We start from the raw sequence: 18,058 nt of genomic DNA on the forward strand, positions 1-18,058 counted from the left end.
GCGATCCCACGGCGCTCGTCGAAGCCGATGTGGTGGATGACGTAGCCACAGCCCAGATCCTCCAAGCGCCGGGCGGAGTCAATCAGGTTCTCGGAGATCATGTTGTCGCCCATCACCTCCACGCCGAAATCGCGGCCCGCCTTGACGACTTCGCGAACCGTGTGCGGGTGCGCTCGCTCCATCACCACCACGTGGGTCGCCCCAACCTTGGCGACGATCTCCACTTCCCGGTAGCCGCCATCCATGATCTTCAGGTCCGCGACAATCGGGACATGAGGAAACGCCTCGCGCAGCACGCGTACCCCATTGGCCCCGTGCGCCATCAGCATCGGCGTCCCCGCCTCAAGCCAGTCCACACCCGCCCGCATCGCAAGATGCGCAGTCTCAAGGGCCTCATCAAGGTCTACAATATCGAGGGAAATCTGTACAATCGGTCTCATGCCAACCCATTCGGCACCAACCTAATTTTCTCCTCTACAGCTTTTTTAGATGAAATGCTGCTAAGGGCCCAATCTGATCCATCTCACTGCCATTTTTAGCTCGCACTGCCAGCTTCATGAACAGTTGTTGAGCTTCCTTAGGATGACTGCTCCGTGCCAGTAGTCCTGCGAGGAGATAGGTTGCCTCACGAATCATACGGTTCTTTAGCCAGGTTGTATCCTCATTAGGGAGAAGCCGCGATGGAATGGTGAACTTTCCTGTCGCGAGTTGTCGCAAAGCACGTTCCGCATCAGACTGATGTGCGGCTTGATAGATGGTACGCAGCCCCCATACACTTGCCTGATGCCCTGCGACTGCATTACCGCAATCAATAGGTGCTGCGGCAAAGTGATCCAACCAGAGCTGTATTCCGCGCTGGTTGCCTTGCTCAACCATGAGACGAAGCATTCCCTGTGTGGCGTACCAGCGTGTTCCTGCACGCTGCAATGTTTCTTCATATGCTTTTCGCGCTCCTGGATGATCACCCCGGAAAAGGCGAAAATCACCCAATTGGATCAGGTAGAGCGGCTCGCGATGGGCAGTGAGTTTGATTAACTCTAGGGTCAGGCGTTCTGCTTCTAGCCAGTTCCGTGCTTTCCGTGCTTCCCAGCACTTAGTTTCAAGAGCCTCACGTTTGTTTCTGGGCTGCTGCATGACGGCACTCCTAAAAATGTTCTCGTAGTTTTTTGCGGACAAAGGCGACGGATTTCTCTAAATCTCCCATGCCATTCATACCGTCCTCGATGCTCACCCAGCGTGGGGTGCTCCCGGCGGCTTTCAGGGTCGTGAAGATGGCGTCGTAGTCGTTGAGGCCCTCGCCTATGACGCCGTGGGCGAGGCGCGAGGCGTAGCCGAGGCTGTCTTCTTCTTTACGCAGGTCTTCGATAGTACCGGAGAGTAGGTAGCGGTCTGAGGCGTGCATGGTGAGCACTCGGTGCTTGACGAGCGCTAGGACATCTAGCGGGTCTTCGCCTGCCAGAAAGGCGTTGGACGGGTCGTAGTTGACGCCAAAATGCGGGGAGTCTATGGCGTTGACAATCTCACAGAAAACGTCGGATTTTTGCGCGAACTCGGGGTGTGTCCAGTAGTTGTCCTTGTAGTGGTTCTCAATGATCAGCGTCACGCCGTGCGCCTCGGCAAAGGGCAAGAGGCTAGAGATCGCCCCGACCACGCGCCTTACGCCGTCTTCTCTGGACAAGTCTGGGCGACGCTGGCCGGAGAGCACGCGGCAGTAGCTTCCGCCCAGCGCTGCTGTGAGCGTGATCCAGCCGCGCTCTTTTTCGAGTTCGCCTTCGAGGTCATCGGCGGTGAAGTCAGGCGAGCAACAGAGCATGGGCATGGCGAGGTTCTTTGCCGTGAGCGCCTCTCGTACTGCGGCGAGCCAGCTGGGGTTATCGCCCTCGCAGAAGCCCGCATAGAACTCTAGGCCATCAATGTCGAGAGTTGAGGCCAGCTCGATCCAGTCGAAAACCGTCATGGTCTTGTGGACGCACAGCTCGTCCATAAACGCCTTGGGAAAGGCCGCCAGCTTTGGAGATTGCATGATCTATTGTATACTCAAATCATGCTCACGGATGACCAACTTAATTTTTATCGCGAGAATGGCTATGTACTCGTGAAGGGACTCTTTAACAAAGACGAGATGGCGCGGCACCGGCAGGCGCTACATGACCTGGCGCACCGGCTCTATGTGGAGACCAATCGTGGCTCCGATGCGACGTGGGGAGCAGCGCGGGACTATGTGGAGGGCGGGAAGACCTCGGCGCTCCAGCACTGCCACGATGTGCAGTTCTACAATGCGGACCTGGCGCGACTGATCGTAGACGAGCGCTTGGCGGAAGTAGCGGCGCAGATTATCGGCCCCAATGTTCAGCTTCACCACACGAAGATGTTTATCAAGCCACCGGAGAAGGGCAGTCCGTTTCCGATGCACCAGGACGCGCCGTTTTTCCCTCACGCCAATCACTCTATGATCGCCGCGATTGTGCACTTTGACGATGCGTCGCTCGAAAAAGGCTGTGTGCGCGTGGTGCCCGGCAGCTACCACCTGGGCTTGCTGCCGCATGACTCTACCGGCGGCTGGCACCTTGACCCTGCGCAATATCCTGTCGAGGACGCCACGCCCTGTCCCGCTGAGGCCGGTGATGTGCTCTTTTTCTCGTATCTCACGATTCATGGTAGCGGCGTCAATGTCAGCAACGAAGCCCGTACCACGCTTCTGATCCAGCTACGCGACCCGCTCGATCCGCCTATGATTCGCACGCACGAGAGCCGAGGCCAGGGAATGATGCTGGCGGGAGTGGACCCGTCGTGCTGCACCACCAAGCCCCTCTCCGACGATCACCACGACAACCCCGTACATAAAGTCAACGGCAGGGGCGCAGACTGCGGCGAGGTCACGATGGGCGGAGAAGTGAAGATGGGCGACGGAATGGGAATGGCTCCCCCCACAATGGGCGGCTAAAACGCGCTGCGGCCCGGCGAATCTTGCGATTCGCCGGGCCGCTCACGTCGAGGAAGTCCCGCCCCTGGGAGTCGTTCATGACTCATGAGACGGGCTCATGAACTAAAATTAGCCCGCGAGACCCCCCCGGAGACTATGACTGTTGTGCATGCCACCACCCCCTTCGTTTTGAGATGTTGGTATTGTAGGCAAAACAAGCTTTTAAGTCAAGGGGGAAGATCAGGTAAAATGCCCGCATGTCTCGCCTTTATTCCCTTACCCTTCTCTTTGCCGCGCTTGGTCTAGCGGCACTTCCTGCTTCGGCACAGCGCCGGGGAGGAGGCAACCCTTTTACTCCTCCCGCTGCCAAGCTCCAATATGCCCCGGATCGTGACTTCGATCTTCAGCACTTGAAAGTGGAGCTGGATATTGATTGGCCGGGTCGCAAGTTCACCGGGACCGCGACCAACACCGTCGCGCCGCTCCGTGACAAGCTCACTGTGCTGCGCTTCCATGCGGGAAAAAATATCGAGGTCAAGACGGCAGAGTCGGCGGGCAAGAGCCTGGGCTTCACCCGCGATGGCGATATTGTCTCCGTGAGCTTCCCCGCACCGCTGGCAAAAGACAAGCCGATTCTGGTGCGCTTTACCTACGAGGGCGGCAAGATCCAGGGCGGTGGCTTTGGCCAAGGCGATGGCTTCCACTGGATGCTTCCCAATGACCAGAACAAAGAGAAACAGGGCTTCTGGACTCAGGGAGAGACGGCGGGCAACCGCGAGTGGGCCGTGACCTGGGACTACCCCAACGACATGACCACCACCGAGACCATCACCACGGTTCCGGCGGAGTGGAGCGTGGTCAGCAATGGCCTGCCGCAAAAAGAGACGGTGAAGAATGGGCGGCGAACCGTGCGCTGGAAGATGAGCCAGCCGCACGCGACCTATCTCACGGCCATTGTGGCGGGGCCATTTGATATCAAGAAAGACAAGTGGCGCGATGTGCCACTGTGGTATGTGGTTCCCAAGGGCTTTGCGAGCATGATTGACGCCAGCTTTGGCGACACGCCCGACATGCTGGAGTTCTTCTCGAACATCACGGGGGTGAAGTACCCGTGGCAGAAATACGCCCAGAACGCGATGTACGACTTTGGCGGTGGCATGGAGAATGTCTCGTCTACCACGCTGGGCGTGGGCAACCTCACGGATTTTCGCTCCGGCTTTCGCAACATGGCGAGCCTGAACTCCCATGAGCTGGCCCACCAGTGGTTTGGCGACTTGGTGACCTGTAAAGACTGGGGTGAGGTCTGGCTCAACGAGAGCTTTGCGACCTTTATGGAGGTACTCTACTTCGAGCACAGCCGGGGCAAGAACGCCTACGATCGTGAGGTCGAGAGCAACATGCGTGCCTACATTGGGGAGTCGCGTAGCTACAAGCGTCCTGTCTCGACCAACCTCTACCGCGACCCGGAGGTGATGTTCGACAGCCACACCTACCCCAAAGGCAGCGTGATCTTGCACACCTTGCGCCGTCAATTAGGCGATGCGGCGTTCTTTGGGGGGATCAAGAAGTATCTCACCGAGCACCGCCACACGCCCGTGGAGTGGGAGGATCTCTGCCGCGCCTTCACCGACTTCAGTGGTGTCAACTGCGAGCCGTTTTTCCAGCAGTGGCTCCTCAAGCCCGGCCACCCGGTGCTGGAGTATAGCTGGAGCTGGGACGAGGCGGAGAAAGCGGTCTTACTAAACGTGAAGCAGACCCAGGATACCAGTGATGGCACCCCAATCTACACGATTCCCGCCAAAATCGGCCTGATCCAGGATAGTCTGAGCCGCGTCGAGGTCACGCTCAATGCCCCCGAGCAGATCTTTAAGATCAAGGCATCTGCGAAGCCGAGCGCGGTGTTACTGGACCCGGATCATGACTTTCTGCGCGAGCTCAAGCATGAGTTTGCCCCCGAGGAGCGCCTGGCGATTGTGAAACACGCCCCGGTTGGGTTGGACAAAACCGTCGCGATGCAGGGGCTTCTCTCCGCTGGCGCGTCGGATACCGATATTCAGGCGATCGCCGCCGTGGCAAAGGCCGATGCTTTGCGCTTCCCCGCTCTGGGGAGCTTAGACGGACTGGGTCGCCTCGATCGGGAAGACTTGCGCTCGCTCTGGCGTGGCCTGCTCACCCACCTGAGTGATGCCCGGCGCGGCGAGGCGATCCGTGCTCTGGGCAGGCTCAAGCACGATCCCGCCGACGCGAAGCTCTTGATTGCGATGCTCTCGGAGAAAGAGACCTACGGCAGCTGCGCCGCCATCGCCAGCACGCTCACCAGCTGGGACGAGAAAGCCTACGCCACGGAGATCGAGAAGGCCAAGAAGCTCGCTCAGCGCCCCACGCGAGCACGACGATAGTGGAGAAAGTTCGTTTTGGCGTCCTAGGCTGCGCCCGCGTCTTTGAGCGCCGCATGGCTCCTGCTCTGAAAAGTGCGGGCAATGCGGCGCTCCATGCCGTGGCCTCGCGCTCCCTGGAGAAAGCACAGGCCACCGCAGAAAAACACGGCGCGGCAAGAGCCTACGGCAGCTACGACGCACTGCTCGCCGACCCGGACATCGAGGCCGTCTACCTCCCCCTCCCCAACGACCAGCACGCCGAGTGGACGGTCAAAGCCCTCGCGGCGGGTAAGCACGTACTCTGCGACAAGCCCCTCGCGCTCAGTGTCGCGGAGGCCGAGTGGATGGCGGGCGCAGCGGCGGCGGCGGGCCTGCGACTGATGGAGGGCTTTATGTACCGGCACCACCCGCAGCACCAGAAAGTCTTCGAGGTTCTACGAAGCGGCGCGATTGGCGAGCCCGTCCACTTTCGCGGCGTCTTCACCTACCCCGCCACAGCGGACCACGCGGGGATTCGCTGGAATCCGGCGCAGGGCGGCGGCGCGTTTCTGGATGTCGGGGTCTATCCCCTCAACGCCGCCCGCTGGCTCTTTGGCAGCGAGCCCACCGAAGCAAAGGCCCTCGCCGTGCGCGACGACGCGACCGGCGTGGACATCCAAACCGCCGCGTTGCTCGCCTTCCCCAACGGGCAAACGGCCAGCCTCATCGGCGGCTTTGACCAGGCTTTCACCAGCCGCTACGAATTAGTCGGGCGTGAGGGCAGCATTGTTGCCGAGCGAGCCTTCCAAGTCGGCGAGAGCGGCGTCAGAGTTCTCGTCCGCGCCAACAACTCCGACACCGAGGAAGTCTTTTTCTTCGAGCACCAGGATCAGTTCCAGCTCGAAGTCGAGCACTTCGCCGCCTGCGTCCGCGACCCGCAAAAGCCGCTTGAGCCCGGCGAAGATGGCGTCGCCCAAGCCCGCGCCCAAGAGCTCATCCGTAGTGCCGCCGGTTAAAATCGGCGTCTGAGGGCGTTCCGCCAAAAAGTCGCTCCGCGACTACCGAGACCCCAATGGGGTCAGTCGCGGAGCGACTTCTCAGCCGAGGCACGAGGCTCTCAAACGCCGCTTTCAATCGGCGGGGTACAATAGGCGGCATGGAGACCATTCTGCCGATTGCGTTGCTCTTGGTTTTGGGCGGCTTTGGCGCACTGGTGGCGCGGAGTCTGAAGCGACGCAAGGAGTTTCTGACGGTCGGAGCGGCGGATGCCTCGGAGCTACCTGATCTGCTTACCGAGCTGCGCCTGGCGGGGACACTGCGGCGGCTCTGGCGCGACCCCCAGGAGGGCCTGCCGCTGGCGGAGCTTGGGGTGGGCAGTCAGCGCCTGATTGTCTGCACCACAGATCAGGTCGTGCATGCCGAACGCTACAAAGCCGCCGTCAGCAAGCCCTGTGAGCTGGCGCTCTATGGCCTCGCGACCCTCGCTCCCGGTGGTGCCGATGCCATGCGCGACCTACTCCGCGATGCCGACACGCTCTCCGCCGACACGCTGGCACTGGTGCGCCAGGGAAAGCTGGAGAACGACTACGTGGTGATCTGCCGGATTCTCAGCCACCGCACTGCTACTTGGGGCGAGCTTCCACTGACCGTCTACCGGGCGCAGGTGGTCAAGTCCGATGCGCTCACTCTGACGATAGAGCTGGCCGTTCCTAACTCCGAAAACTCCGCGCCGCTCCCCGACAACTCCCTGGCACACGGCTCCGTGCGCCTCTTTGGATACCTACCCTCATGACAAACCCATTCCCTGAAACGCACCCGCTCCACACTGTTGCCGAGACACTTCTGGCCCGCACCGACGCCCCGCTCTGCCCGAAAGCCCCCTGGCAGGCGGGATTGCTCTCGGGTGTCTCCGAGGGCTCGTACAACCTGCAGGCGCTCTTGCACTTGCTCAACGATGACCTGGATTCGGCCCATAAGCTCGTCCAAGTGCACGAAGACGACAGCACGGCCAACTACATCCACCAGCTCGTGCACCGGCGTGAGGGCGACTGGGGCAACACGCGCTACTGGGTGGGCATGACCGGGCCGCATACGTTCTACGAGGAGTTTGGCAATGGCACCGCCCGCGAGCGCCTGGATGCCTGCCAGCGCGGGGACTCGGGGGCCGCGGCGCTGAGCTGGCAGGAGCAAGGGGAGCTACTCGCTTGGGTGGTTCGCGAGGGGCGCTAGGCTCTCGCGATAGGCATTGATCTGTGTCGCAAGCGAGCTTCCCTGCTGGTGAAAGGCCATACTGTTAAGCCCAATGCCGCCTGGAACCCGTGCCAGCCAGAGGAATCGTCCCTTACTGCCCAGTCGCCGCCGGATGCGCCCGTAGTCCCCTTCAATCTTAAGAATCGGAAAGCCCAGAAACTGAGTCTCTCGGATCGCCCGAATCTCGTCCCAGGGAATCGGCCCGAGAGTCGGACTTCCTACCACACTAAGCCCCTCTTCCGTAAGGTAGTACGCAGGACGCGGAACAGCGACGTTGCTATCCCCCACTGACCAGAACTTACCCTGTTGCTTGAACCACCAGAGTACTCCCACCATGAAGAACATCTCGGTGAGCATCAGCCCGGCGGTGGCGATTGAGCCCTGACTCCAAGCGAGGCAGGCGATCAGCCCCAGAACCCCGACCATCAAAAACAATACCCAGGCGTAGCCACGGCGGAAGCGAAGGTTCTTCACGGTCGGAGCGATTACCAGCGGCTCGTGCTGTTGTCGTTGCATTATTGTATTATAGGGCACGGGAGGGCCAGTAAAGTTGCGACTATTTGACGATCCGATTGACAGCTACATCAACGAGGAGCTCGGTCTCCAGAGAGTCCCCGGACTCTCGATGGCGCTGGTGCGGCAGGGAAAAGTGCTCAAGGCGGCGGGCTACGGTCAGGCCAACCTGGAGACACGGACACCGGCGACGGCGGAGACGGTCTACCAGCTCGCCTCCGTGACCAAGCAGACTATCGCGGCCTGTATTTTGCTACTAGAGCAAGAGTCCAAGCTCTCTCTCGACGATCCTGTCTCCCGCCATCTGCCCAAGACGCTTTCGACGCCGTCTACTTGGGAGAAGATCACCCTGAAGCACCTACTAACCCACACATCGGGCCTGGTCACGGATGAGCCGCTGGATCTCACGCGCCGCTACACCGAGGCCGATGCTGTCGCCGCGGTCAAGCCACTACCGCTACACTTTACCCCTGGCGAGAAGTGGCAGTACTGCAACTTTGGCTTTGTGCTCCTTGGGGAAGTGATCCGGCGCATCACCAACCAGACCTGGGATCAGTTTCTTACGGAGCGCTTCTTCCAGCCCCTGGAGATGCGTGCCACGCGCCGCCACACCCTCACCGAGCTTGTTAGCCACCGCGCCGATGGCTATGCGCTAGAGTCGGAGAAGCGCGTAAATGTGGCGTCGTGGAGCCGTGATTTTGCCAGTGGTGGCCTCCTGACGACCGTGCAAGATCTGGCCAAGTGGGAAGGGATGCTCCGCAATGGCTCTATCTTAAAGCCCGAGACCCGCGCCCGGCTTTTTGAGCCAGTGATGCTAAACAGTGGCAAGCCCCACCTCTACGGTCTTGGCTGGAACCTCGCGGGAGTGGCCGGAAAGCGCACCGCAGAGCATGGCGGAAGTCGCCCTGGCTTCGCTACCCACTACTGGCGCGAGCTGGACGGCGACAATGCAGTGATCCTTCTCGCAAATAGCGGAGCCGACCTAGGGCGGGTTGCCCAGGGCATTGCTGCCAGGGCAACCCGCTAGAGCCAGAACTTCGCCAGTAAAAGCCCAAAAACGCTGCCAGCGGCATAAGGAGCCGCTATGCTGAAAAACGCAGTCAGCCTCTCAAAACGACGAGCGATTGGGGGGCTGACTATCTTGCTAAGCACCATAAAAATAACTCCTGCAAGCTCCCTAAGTGCACAAGCAGTACCAGAGATTGCTGAAGTTATTCTCGGTTTTTCCGTGATATTTTGGATACTAGATTTCTAGCTTATCCAAAAAGGCACGAAGGTCACGCTCGGCGCTCGCTCTCTGCGCACGTAGCTCCGTGGCTTGCTTACGGAGTGCTTGGATACGAATTTCTTGCTCGTCGAGCTGCTGAACGTAGCGCTTGTAGCTCTCCGAGTTGCGCTCCAAGACATTCATGTTCTGCCGAATCCGGCTCTGGTCTTGCTCGATCTGCTTCACTTCGACATCGCGCTCGCGGCTCTGGCTCTCCAGCTCCTGGATCTTGCGCCGCCGGGCTAAGACATCTTCCAGAGCAACTTTGAGCTTGGCAGATATCCCCTCTTTGCGCTGCGTCGTCACTTCGATAAAGTTGATATCGGCATCCAGAAGCGCGTAGGTCTCGGAGAGAGGGCGCTCGGTTTTTACGATGAGTGCCTCGGTCTTGCCTGCGGGGACACTCACACTGAACCGATAGAGGCTAGGCGTGCGCTCCTCAGACTTGGTGGGGGCAACCAGCTTGAACTCCGCGTTGTAGGGGTGCTCCACCAGAACGGTACGGGACTTGTCGGACTTATTGCGGAAGTTGTAGACAACCTCCGTCGTCTCTTTCCGGGAACTGATCAGCACGCCGCGCTTGATCGTCAGGCTGGTCTCCACAGAGCTACCGCCTTTGTTTTGCACCTCGCCCTGAAGCCCTAGATCTACGGCATAGGTCAGAATGCGGTTGTCACCGGGAGGGATGTCCAGCATTCGCGCATCGCCTGCGTAGATTCCTCCATCAAAGAGCGTCACCGGCCCACCTTTGAGGTGCAGTCCCGTGTTGTTTTTGAGGCGAACGGCATGGAGCGGGAAGCGCGTGTCGGTGGCGGGGTTATAGAGCGAGATTTTCTCCCCGGCAATATCCTGCGCCACGACCGGAATCATCGCCGCCTGCTGCCTCGGAAGTGCGATGGGCGAGGTGATCTTGTACGTAAACAGCTCCCCCTGCTTCTCCCCCGACGCCTGCGCCTCCACGGAGCCAATCAGCGCAGGGCCATCCACGCCTGCCTCGGTGACCGGTGCAGGAGCAGGAAGAGCAAATCCCGATCCTCTCTGGCTCCCCCCCTGTCCCCGCATCATGGAGTTCGTAATCGCAGCCCGTGCGGCGATATTGCTCCGATCTTCCATCGCAGACTCGGAGAGCTGAGGCAGAGGCGAGACGCTGAGATCGGCACCAATCACAGGGCGGGCAATGTACTGCGGCTGGTAGAGATCCTGAATAAAGCTAATCGGACGGCCCGAGACCAGCGTCAGGCTCACCCCATTCCAGTCCTCGTCTGTCGTGTTCTCGACCAGCGCCCAGCCCTGGAGATACGGCAGTGTACTCCCCTCTTTCACGCCAGAGAGCAGGAGCCGGTAGCTCATCTTCCAGAGTGGCGCTTCGGAGATATAGCCCACTTGCACCCGTCGCTCCCCCTTGCCCTCAAAACGCAGTGTCACGCTCCGCCGCTTGTCATCCGCCCCCGCCGCCAGCAAAGAGAGTGCCTCTGTGAACTCTTTATTCAGCTTGGGATCTTGTAGCGAGATGCTTTTGATTTCTGACGCTGAGATATTTTGAATGCTCTCACCCGTGAAGATCACTAGCTGCTGAAAACCCATCCCCTGCGCCTGGAAGCTCGGATTCTGAGTCAAATCCACGCTTACAATCCGTCCTTCGATCTTGTTTATAGGTGTCGTATGGGGCTGCCCCCCCACCCCAAAGCTGGCAGGAGGATAGATTGTCTTCCCCCCCGTCTCGACACTGGCCCTCTGACCACGCAGCTGCTGCAACAATCCGCCCAAAGTAGAGGCTTTGTCCACATCCACCGCAAAGCTTTGGAGTGCGCGATTGACCGGGTCTTTTGCCGCGTAGATCGCGGGCTGGACTTTGCCATTTTCATCTATGAGCACCAGCGATTTTAGAATGTCATTGATCTGCGTGGTGCGGAAAGTCAGCGGCACGGTGGCGTTACCCTCCACGCGCCCTTCGCGCTGAGTGTAGGCCACCCCCGAGGAAAAGAGAGTCACGGCACGTACAGGCAGCACACTCTCTTGAGCCTTCGCGGGCGCTGGCCCCTGCGCCAGCACGATCATCGGTAGTATCATGGTTGTTAGCATCGTTTTTTCTCCTCACCCCCCGCCCGGCGGGGATCAGGGGGCTCTCTTATAAGTCCAATGTATCGAGGAAAGCCTTCAATTCGTTTCCAGCATCCTGGGCGGATTTCCGCAGGCGATTGCTCTCTTCCCGTAGCTCCAGAAGCCGGTTCTCCTGGCCATTGAGCTCGTCTAAATAGCGGCGGTAGAGCGGGGATTCTTTATCCAGCGTGGCGATATTTCCCCGGATGCGGCCCTGCTCCTCATGGATCTGGGTGCGCTCTGCATCCAGTCCATCAGCGTTGCTTTCCAGCTCCGCGATCTTGCGACGGCGGGCAATGGTAACAGCCAGGGCTTCTTTCAGGCGAGCGGGAATCTCTCCCTGGCTGGCGTAGTACATGAGCTGAGTTGCATCAGCATCAAGCAGTGCAACCGTTGTTCCGTATGCCTGCTCTTGTGCCACGGTGAGCGTCTCGGTCATGCCCGGTGCGAGGGGCACAGCGAACCGGTAGCGATCCCGCGTGGTCTCGGTGGGCTCCGTAGGTGCAACCAGCTCCCAGCCTGCCCAGAGTGGGTGCTCAACCAGAACCGTTCGGGGCAGAGCTGCCTTCGAGGTGAACTTGTAGAGTGTCTCCCGGCGGTTCTTAGAGGTGATGGTCAGCACGCCGCGCTTGATCGTCAGGCTAGACTCACTGCCGTTGCGCACCTCTTCGGTGCGAACACCCTCAATACTCAGGTCCACCGCGTAGGTGATCAGCCGTGTGTCGCCGGGTGTGACCTCCCCCAGCCGTGCATCTCCCGCGTAGGTTCCGCCATCAAAAACCGTGATCGGCCCCGCTTTTAAGTGCAGCCCTGTGTCATTGACAAGCCTCAGCGCGTTCATCGGGTACTTCGGATCGGTATCGGCGTTGTAGAGCGAGACTTTCTCGCCGCCAATATCGCCCGAAACCACGGGGATCATCGCCGCCTGCTGCCGAGGCAGTGCGACGGGGGCTTTGATGTTGTACTGAAACAGCTCCCCCGCGCTTCGTCCCTCTGCCTGCGACGTGACCGATTGCCGCATAGACTCGGCCCTCACGGAGCGCTTGGCCATAGGAGCCGGTGCCGCCATCATCACCGCTCCCCCTACTCCCGATTGCATCTCGAACTCCATCGCGGATTCATGTAGCTGCGGCGCGGCGGCAGGGATAATATCCGGGCCGACGGTAGGGCGTGGGAGATAGAGCGGCTGATAGAGATCCTGGATAAAGCTCACAGGGCGGCCAGAGACCAGCGTGAGCTGCACGCCCTCCCAGTCCTCGTCGGTCGTGTTCTCGACCAGCGCCCAGCCCTGGAGATACGGCTTCTGCCCTTCCCCCAGCACCAATCTATAGCTGATCTTCCAGAGCGGCGCTTCGGTGATATAGCCGACTTGCACGGTGCGCTTTTTCTTGCCCGCAAAGCGTAGCTGCACGGTTCGCCGGGCATCGTCCGCACCGCTGGCTAGCACAGCAAGTGCCTCTCGTAGCTCCGTGTCGCGGCGCTCGTCGAGAAGTTTGATAAGCCGCACTTTATCAAGAGAAACAGAGACCAAACCCTCCGCCGTGATCAGGGTCAGCACCTCGACTTTCACCACAGAGCCTGTGCCCTCGCCCCGTGCCTGCTTTTCTTCCTCAACCGCAACAATCTGCCCCTCAAAGACTTCTTTACTGATCGTCTCGATCTTCAGAACAGCTCCACGGAGCTGGCGCAGAAGCTCGCCACGGGTGGCAAACGTGGAGACATTGACCGCGAAGCTCTGGAGGGTGCGCTCAACGGGGTCTTGCGACGGGTAGACGGCAGGAAGTGCTCCCCCCTCGGCATCGAGTAAGACCAGCGACTTTAAGATATCGTTGATCTGGTTGGTGCGAAATGTCAGGGGCACCGTGGCCTCACCTGCCTCAATCGCTCCCTCACGCTGGGTATAGGCCACCCCGGAGGAAAAAAGAGTCACGGCACAAACGGGAAGTTTAGAGGTATTCACACCCTATTGTACCCAGAAAGAAAAATCGCCCTCGTACCCAGAAGGCACGAGGGCGATTTGAGAAGCCATAAGGGCTAAGACTACTTACCGAAGACCATCGCGAAGTACTTGTCCTGATCTTTTTTGATCGGAGCCTCGCAGCCGCCACAGCAGTACTTGACGGACTTCCCCTTGTACTTAGGGTTCTTTCCCGTGTAGGCAACGGCCTTGGACTTGGCATCCACTTTGTTGGTGGGCATCATCGGGCAAACCGTCTGCGCCTTAGGGGCAGTAGGCTTCACGGGCTTTTGCGCAAATGCAGCACCGGCAACCATCACAGCAGACAGCGCGATCACAAAACGATTCATAGTTCTATCCTCCAAAAACATCGAAACATCGAGATACTTCGATTCTAACATAACTACGCCTGGGAGTGCACAGAAAGTTCCCAGGCATAGAATAGATCGTTTAGAGCTTAGGCAAGCTCGTTGGCACGACTGGTGTCTTCCCAGGGAAAGCTGGGGTTGCCAAAGTGACCGTTCTTGGCGGTAGCCTGGTAGATCGGGCGGCGCAGATTGAGCGTCTCGATAATGCCCTTAGGTGTCAGATCGAACTTGCTCTTGAGACGCGCGGAGATCTCTGTGTCCGGCAGCTTGCCGGTGCCAAACGTGTCCACACGCACGGAGACAGGCTGCGCTACCCCAATCGCGTAGGCGAGCTGGATCTCACACTTGCTGGCAAGACCTGCGGCCACGACTAATTTTGCAAGATACCGCGCGACATAGGCGGCAGAGCGATCCACTTTCGTCGGGTCCTTGCCGGAGAACGCACCACCACCGTGACGTGCATACCCACCGTAGGTGTCCACGATAATCTTGCGCCCGGTCAGGCCCGAGTCGCCGTGGGGGCCACCAATCAGGAAGTTTCCCGTCGGGTTGACAAAGCAACGGATCGCGTTCTCGCCTACTGTGGCATCCAGGTTATCGGGAGTGAGGGCAATGAGCTCGCCGGTAATGAGGCTGGGGCACTCTTTCTCCAGAACGGGGCGAATCAGCTGGTCAATAATCTCCTGGCGGGCCTCGTCGGTGAAGTAAGGTTTGCCATGCTTCTCGCCCATGACACTCTCATCATGCTGGGTGGAGAGAACAATGGCATCCAGACCGACGGGCTTGCCGGTGCTGTCGTACTTGACCGTGACTTGGCTCTTAGCATCGGGGCGCAGCCAAGCGAGCTTCTTAGAGTTACGCAGGTTCACATGGGTTGCGACAAGCTGGTGCGCGACTTGAATAGGAAGCGGCATAAGCGCTGCGGTATCGTCACAAGCGTAGCCGAACATCAGGCCCTGGTCACCCGCGCCACCCGAATCAACGCCCATCGCGATATCAGGAGACTGGGCATGGATGAAGTTAAAGACACGGACTTCATGCGCCGAGAAGAGCATGGCGGGGTCGTTGTAGCCGATCTCTGCGATCACATTGCTAGCGATCTCATCCACTTTTCGGGCAGTCAGTGCGCCTTCTTTGGTGGTAATCTCACCAGCTACCACAACGGTATCGGTGGTGACAAGAGTCTCACAGGCCACACGGCTCGTGGGGAGGGCATCCAAGCAGAAGTCGAGGATCGCATCGCTGATCTGATCTGCCACTTTATCAGGATGGCCTACAGAAACAGACTCCGACGTAAACAGGGAAATGTCAGACATTTTTTTTCTCTCTTTGTATAATTTTCATGCCTTGTCTGCAAACGCAAGACGAAAACGAAGAGATTGTCTCTTGTCTTCGCAGGATGCGCCTGCTCGGAATTCGCACCAGGCTACGCAGATTCGCGCCGGTTGCGGTGGTTTCGTCGGGCCGGTCCCTCCACCACTCTTGACAAGACAGATGTCAGTGTGTACTCTACCATGCACAAATTTAGCCGTCAATGTTCTTGACAGATACTTCACTCTGCGATATGATTCTCCTTGCGTTTCGGGTTGTTAGCTCAGTTGGTAGAGCAGCTGACTCTTAATCAGCGGGTCATGGGTTCGAGTCCCGTACAACCCATCCGAAACTACCGCTGTCAGTGATCTACACTGACAGCGGTTTTTGTCATTTTTAGCCATACATATCCGGGAACTTACGGGTCATCCAGCGCCCATTGCTCTCCACTTCGAAGCCAAATTGCTCATAGAGCCCATGTGCATCTTTGGTGACTAATCCCCAGCGGCGACAGCCCAGCGGGAGCAGATAGGCTTCGATATCAGCCATGAGCTGCTTGCCTAGCCCACGTCCTTGAAATTCGGGGGTGATAAAGACATCACAGAGGTAGGCAAACGTCGCATGATCGGTAATGAGGCGTGCAAAACCAACCTGCTGATCCGTCGCGTCCTCGTAGACTCCAAAGCAGATAGAGTTCTCAATCGCGCGGCGCTGAGTCTCTTCAGAAATACCCTGTGCCCAGTAAGAATCTTGCGAGAGATAGGCATAAATAGTTGGAAAGTCCAAGCGGGCTTTATCGGTACTGATGGTAAACATAATCTATTGTATGGTACACTTTCCCAAGTGATGTGCTTCTCACTAGCTCTGGCATCGGCTATCCTGGCTGCGGCGGCTCCGGCTGCTGTGGCCGTCGCGTGATGTCGGGGATTGTTTGAAGCGCTGCACGAGAGACTTCTATAAACTAAGACCAACCGGCTCACCTCTGTGAGTCGGTTTTTTTCTTTTGAGGAACCTATGGATCTGGAAATTTTGCGGATACTGGAGCGTGATGCCCGCCTGAGTGCGGCGCAGATCGCCGCGATGACGGGCAGGAGTGAGGCTCAGGTGAATGCCGCTATCGCCGCCGCCGAAAGCACAGGGGTGATCCGCTCGTACCGTACCCGGATTGACTGGGAGAAAGCGGGCGCGGGCCGGGTCTACGCCTTCATTGATGTCGCGGCGCAGCCAGAGCGTGGCACAGGCTATGATCGCATTGCGGAGCGCATCTATCGCTACCCTGAGGTGCACAGTGTCTACCTGGTCTCTGGTTCGCAGGACTTGCGTGTGATCGTCGAGGGCAAGACGATGCAGGAAGTGGCGAACTTCGTGGCGGAGAAGCTGGCAACCATTGACGGTGTCCGAGGGACAGCGACCCACTTTCTACTGAAAAAATATAAAGACGATGGCGATATCTTTGGCGATGCGCCCACTGATGAAAGACTGGCGGTGACCCCATGAAATCCCTCTCGCAGATTGTCGGCAATACCCCCGCTTCGGGGATTCGGCGCTTTTTTGACCTTGTCGCGGAGCTCGATGACGTGATCTCGCTGGGCGTGGGCGAGCCGGACTATGTCACTCCCTGGCGCATCCGTGAGGCGGCGATCTACTCGCTGGAGAAGGGCCGGACGACCTATACGAGCAATTATGGACTTCTGGAACTCCGAGAAGCGATTGTCGCAAAGCATATCGAGCGCTACGGCACGGGCTGGAACCCGCGCACCGAGGTGCTCGTCACCGTGGGCGTCTCCGAGGCGCTGGACACGGCGTTTCGCGCGATCTTAAACCCTGGCGATGAGGTGCTGATCCCCGAGCCATGCTACGTCAGCTACGCCCCTTGTGTGATGTTCGCTGGTGGCGTTCCCGTGCCCATTCCCACCCGCGCCAGCGCGGATTTCGCCACGCACCCCGAGGCTATCGCGGAGCGGATCACGGAAAAAACCAAGGCGATCCTGCTGTCCTACCCGACCAACCCAACCGGCGCGGTGATGAGCCGCGAGGGGCTCCAGAAAGTGGTGGACATGGCCGTCGAACATGATCTCTACATCCTCAGCGACGAAATCTACGACCGGCTCTGCTACGACTCCGAGCACGTCTCGGTTCCTGCGCTCGACGGCGCAAAAGACCGGACGATTCTGCTCAATGGCTTCTCCAAGGCCTACGCCATGACCGGCTGGCGGATCGGCTACGCCTGTGCGCCCGCCCCGATCATTGAGATGATGATGAAGATCCACCAGTACACCATGCTCTGCGCCCCGATCACCGCGCAGATCGCCGCGCTAGAAGCCCTCAAGAACGCCGAGCAAGACGCCGCCGAGATGGTCGCCGACTACGATAGGCGCCGCCGCTTGTTTGTGAAAGGGCTCAATGAGCTGGGGCTGGAGTGCCGCATGCCCGGCGGCGCGTTCTATGCCTTCCCGAGCATCGAAAAAACCGGCCTGACCTCCGAGGAGTTCGCCGAGCGCTTGCTAAAAGAGGAGCGCGTCTTGGTCGTCCCCGGCGATGTCTTCGGCGACGGCGGTATCGGCCACGTCCGCTGTTGCTACGCCACCGCCACCAACAAGCTCACCGAGGCACTGGAGCGCATGGGACGGTTCTTGAGCAAGCTGTAGAAGGCCCTATAATGAAGGGAGAGGAACTTAAATATGGCTGCCCGCTCCCTTCCTTATCTGCCCTACCTGGCTCTACTCTTTCCGATTCCCCACCTCTACCTTACGAGTCTCGTCTTGCCCACCCGGTCAGTTAACGATGTTGGAGCGGGTGTTTTGGTTGTTTTTGATACTGCCTTTATCGTAGTTATGCTGGCACTATTGAAGTTCTCCTGGATTCGTTTGCGCTTCAAATGGGTTGGGCTTATCCTTCTGCTAACCGGAGCAATCATTCTCTTACTGCAGCCAGGCAATGTGCCTTTTACGATGATGATTTTCGGTGGCTGGCTTGTGCTACTCACATTGTCCGGGCTCTGGCTATACAGTC

At 58.9% G+C, this 18,058-nt stretch carries 19 protein-coding genes, 1 tRNA gene and 1 riboswitch; of the genes, 10 read left to right on the forward strand and 10 right to left on the reverse strand.

The features are described 5' to 3' along the window. From RMO15_RS12180 to RMO15_RS12190, 3 genes are all read right to left on the reverse strand, one after another. On the reverse strand, positions 1 to 440 hold a 440-nt coding region (locus RMO15_RS12180), incomplete at its 3' end, for an orotidine 5'-phosphate decarboxylase / HUMPS family protein (protein WP_309712666.1). Between the two features lie 34 nt (positions 441 to 474). After that, positions 475 to 1,176, reverse strand: a complete 702-nt coding sequence (locus RMO15_RS12185; protein ID WP_309712670.1) for a hypothetical protein — start codon at positions 1,174 to 1,176, stop codon at positions 475 to 477. Then, a complete protein-coding gene (locus RMO15_RS12190; protein WP_309712673.1) occupies positions 1,145 to 2,023 on the reverse strand; it encodes a sugar phosphate isomerase/epimerase family protein in 879 nt (292 codons plus the stop codon). Before RMO15_RS12190 ends, RMO15_RS12185 begins: the two co-directional genes overlap by 32 nt. A 21-nt stretch (positions 2,024 to 2,044) precedes the next feature. On the opposite strand from RMO15_RS12190, the gene RMO15_RS12195 reads away from it, so the two are divergent. The 3 genes from RMO15_RS12195 to RMO15_RS12205 all read left to right on the forward strand — a co-directional run bounded on the left by RMO15_RS12195 (position 2,045) and on the right by RMO15_RS12205 (position 6,296). Next, complete coding sequence (locus RMO15_RS12195; protein ID WP_309712676.1) at positions 2,045 to 2,944, forward strand: phytanoyl-CoA dioxygenase family protein; 900 nt, start codon at positions 2,045 to 2,047, stop codon at positions 2,942 to 2,944. Between the two features lie 236 nt (positions 2,945 to 3,180). Beyond that, positions 3,181 to 5,322, forward strand: coding sequence for a M1 family aminopeptidase (locus tag RMO15_RS12200; RefSeq protein ID WP_309712679.1), 2,142 nt, complete (start codon positions 3,181 to 3,183; stop codon positions 5,320 to 5,322). Beyond that, positions 5,322 to 6,296 (forward strand): Gfo/Idh/MocA family oxidoreductase, encoded by a 975-nt coding sequence (locus RMO15_RS12205; RefSeq protein ID WP_309712681.1) that lies wholly within the window; start codon positions 5,322 to 5,324, stop codon positions 6,294 to 6,296. Before RMO15_RS12200 ends, RMO15_RS12205 begins: the two co-directional genes overlap by 1 nt. On the opposite strand, the gene RMO15_RS12210 is transcribed toward RMO15_RS12205, so the two are convergent. Beyond that, entirely contained in the window at positions 6,274 to 6,438 is a 165-nt protein-coding gene (locus tag RMO15_RS12210; protein ID WP_309712683.1) for a hypothetical protein, read from the reverse strand. The genes RMO15_RS12205 and RMO15_RS12210 overlap by 23 nt on opposite strands. Here RMO15_RS12210 and RMO15_RS12215 point away from each other — a divergent pair. Together RMO15_RS12215 and RMO15_RS12220 are read left to right on the forward strand one after the other, a co-directional pair. Continuing rightward, complete coding sequence (locus RMO15_RS12215) at positions 6,437 to 7,072, forward strand: hypothetical protein (RefSeq protein WP_309712686.1); 636 nt, start codon at positions 6,437 to 6,439, stop codon at positions 7,070 to 7,072. The genes RMO15_RS12210 and RMO15_RS12215 overlap by 2 nt on opposite strands. Continuing rightward, the gene (locus RMO15_RS12220) at positions 7,069 to 7,509 is read left to right on the forward strand and encodes a hypothetical protein (RefSeq protein WP_309712689.1); all 441 of its coding nucleotides are present in this window, start codon (positions 7,069 to 7,071) and stop codon (positions 7,507 to 7,509) included. Before RMO15_RS12215 ends, RMO15_RS12220 begins: the two co-directional genes overlap by 4 nt. Here RMO15_RS12220 and RMO15_RS12225 read toward each other — a convergent pair. Beyond that, entirely contained in the window at positions 7,477 to 8,046 is a 570-nt protein-coding gene (locus RMO15_RS12225) for a hypothetical protein (RefSeq protein ID WP_309712692.1), read from the reverse strand. The genes RMO15_RS12220 and RMO15_RS12225 overlap by 33 nt on opposite strands. A gap of 34 nt (positions 8,047 to 8,080) precedes the next feature. Between RMO15_RS12225 and RMO15_RS12230 the strand changes: the two genes are divergently transcribed. Further along, on the forward strand, positions 8,081 to 9,070 hold the full coding sequence (locus RMO15_RS12230) for a serine hydrolase domain-containing protein (RefSeq protein WP_309712695.1): 990 nt from the start codon (positions 8,081 to 8,083) through the stop codon (positions 9,068 to 9,070). A 216-nt stretch (positions 9,071 to 9,286) separates the two neighbouring features. On the opposite strand, the gene RMO15_RS12235 is transcribed toward RMO15_RS12230, so the two are convergent. The 4 genes from RMO15_RS12235 to metK all read right to left on the reverse strand — a co-directional run bounded on the left by RMO15_RS12235 (position 9,287) and on the right by metK (position 15,051). After that, entirely contained in the window at positions 9,287 to 11,392 is a 2,106-nt protein-coding gene (locus tag RMO15_RS12235; protein WP_309712698.1) for a DUF4139 domain-containing protein, read from the reverse strand. A 46-nt stretch (positions 11,393 to 11,438) separates the two neighbouring features. Then, the gene (locus RMO15_RS12240) at positions 11,439 to 13,370 is read right to left on the reverse strand and encodes a hypothetical protein (RefSeq protein ID WP_309712700.1); all 1,932 of its coding nucleotides are present in this window, start codon (positions 13,368 to 13,370) and stop codon (positions 11,439 to 11,441) included. Positions 13,371 to 13,450: 80 nt separating this feature from the next. Continuing rightward, positions 13,451 to 13,717: a hypothetical protein gene (locus RMO15_RS12245; RefSeq protein ID WP_309712703.1), complete on the reverse strand. Its 267-nt coding sequence runs from the start codon at positions 13,715 to 13,717 to the stop codon at positions 13,451 to 13,453. 107 nt (positions 13,718 to 13,824) lie between these two features. After that, positions 13,825 to 15,051, reverse strand: coding sequence for a methionine adenosyltransferase (gene metK, locus RMO15_RS12250; RefSeq protein WP_309712705.1), 1,227 nt, complete (start codon positions 15,049 to 15,051; stop codon positions 13,825 to 13,827). A 67-nt stretch (positions 15,052 to 15,118) separates the two neighbouring features. Further along, positions 15,119 to 15,227: riboswitch (SAM riboswitch) on the reverse strand. A 91-nt stretch (positions 15,228 to 15,318) separates the two neighbouring features. Between metK and RMO15_RS12255 the strand changes: the two genes are divergently transcribed. Then, positions 15,319 to 15,391, forward strand: a tRNA-Lys gene (locus tag RMO15_RS12255). A gap of 51 nt (positions 15,392 to 15,442) precedes the next feature. Here the strand turns inward: RMO15_RS12255 and RMO15_RS12260 are convergent. After that, positions 15,443 to 15,862, reverse strand: a complete 420-nt coding sequence (locus RMO15_RS12260; protein ID WP_309712708.1) for a GNAT family N-acetyltransferase — start codon at positions 15,860 to 15,862, stop codon at positions 15,443 to 15,445. A gap of 198 nt (positions 15,863 to 16,060) precedes the next feature. Between RMO15_RS12260 and RMO15_RS12265 the strand changes: the two genes are divergently transcribed. The 3 genes from RMO15_RS12265 to RMO15_RS12275 all read left to right on the forward strand — a co-directional run. After that, positions 16,061 to 16,543, forward strand: coding sequence for an Lrp/AsnC family transcriptional regulator (locus RMO15_RS12265; protein WP_309712711.1), 483 nt, complete (start codon positions 16,061 to 16,063; stop codon positions 16,541 to 16,543). Continuing rightward, complete coding sequence (locus RMO15_RS12270; RefSeq protein ID WP_309712714.1) at positions 16,540 to 17,694, forward strand: aminotransferase class I/II-fold pyridoxal phosphate-dependent enzyme; 1,155 nt, start codon at positions 16,540 to 16,542, stop codon at positions 17,692 to 17,694. The genes RMO15_RS12265 and RMO15_RS12270 overlap by 4 nt, the downstream gene beginning before the upstream one ends. A gap of 33 nt (positions 17,695 to 17,727) precedes the next feature. Continuing rightward, positions 17,728 to 18,058 (forward strand): hypothetical protein (locus tag RMO15_RS12275; RefSeq protein WP_309712717.1); only part of this gene is annotated, 331 nt, incomplete at its 3' end.

Source organism: Armatimonas sp. (assembly GCF_031410135.1).
In the GTDB taxonomy this organism is placed as follows: domain Bacteria; phylum Armatimonadota; class Armatimonadia; order Armatimonadales; family Armatimonadaceae; genus Armatimonas.

What these genes read in the sequence shown, in the direction of transcription:
- RMO15_RS12190 (WP_309712673.1), bottom strand. Translation starts at nt 2,023, where the DNA reads ATGCAATCTCCAAAGCTGGCGGCCTTTCCCAAGGCGTTTATGGACGAG.
- RMO15_RS12195 (WP_309712676.1), top strand. Translation starts at nt 2,045, where the DNA reads ATGCTCACGGATGACCAACTTAATTTTTATCGCGAGAATGGCTATGTA.
- RMO15_RS12200 (WP_309712679.1), top strand. Translation starts at nt 3,181, where the DNA reads ATGTCTCGCCTTTATTCCCTTACCCTTCTCTTTGCCGCGCTTGGTCTA.
- RMO15_RS12215 (WP_309712686.1), top strand. Translation starts at nt 6,437, where the DNA reads ATGGAGACCATTCTGCCGATTGCGTTGCTCTTGGTTTTGGGCGGCTTT.
- RMO15_RS12210 (WP_309712683.1), bottom strand. Translation starts at nt 6,438, where the DNA reads ATGCCGCCTATTGTACCCCGCCGATTGAAAGCGGCGTTTGAGAGCCTC.
- RMO15_RS12220 (WP_309712689.1), top strand. Translation starts at nt 7,069, where the DNA reads ATGACAAACCCATTCCCTGAAACGCACCCGCTCCACACTGTTGCCGAG.
- RMO15_RS12225 (WP_309712692.1), bottom strand. Translation starts at nt 8,046, where the DNA reads ATGCAACGACAACAGCACGAGCCGCTGGTAATCGCTCCGACCGTGAAG.
- RMO15_RS12235 (WP_309712698.1), bottom strand. Translation starts at nt 11,392, where the DNA reads ATGCTAACAACCATGATACTACCGATGATCGTGCTGGCGCAGGGGCCA.
- RMO15_RS12245 (WP_309712703.1), bottom strand. Translation starts at nt 13,717, where the DNA reads ATGAATCGTTTTGTGATCGCGCTGTCTGCTGTGATGGTTGCCGGTGCT.
- metK (WP_309712705.1), bottom strand. Translation starts at nt 15,051, where the DNA reads ATGTCTGACATTTCCCTGTTTACGTCGGAGTCTGTTTCTGTAGGCCAT.
- RMO15_RS12260 (WP_309712708.1), bottom strand. Translation starts at nt 15,862, where the DNA reads ATGTTTACCATCAGTACCGATAAAGCCCGCTTGGACTTTCCAACTATT.
- RMO15_RS12265 (WP_309712711.1), top strand. Translation starts at nt 16,061, where the DNA reads ATGGATCTGGAAATTTTGCGGATACTGGAGCGTGATGCCCGCCTGAGT.
- RMO15_RS12270 (WP_309712714.1), top strand. Translation starts at nt 16,540, where the DNA reads ATGAAATCCCTCTCGCAGATTGTCGGCAATACCCCCGCTTCGGGGATT.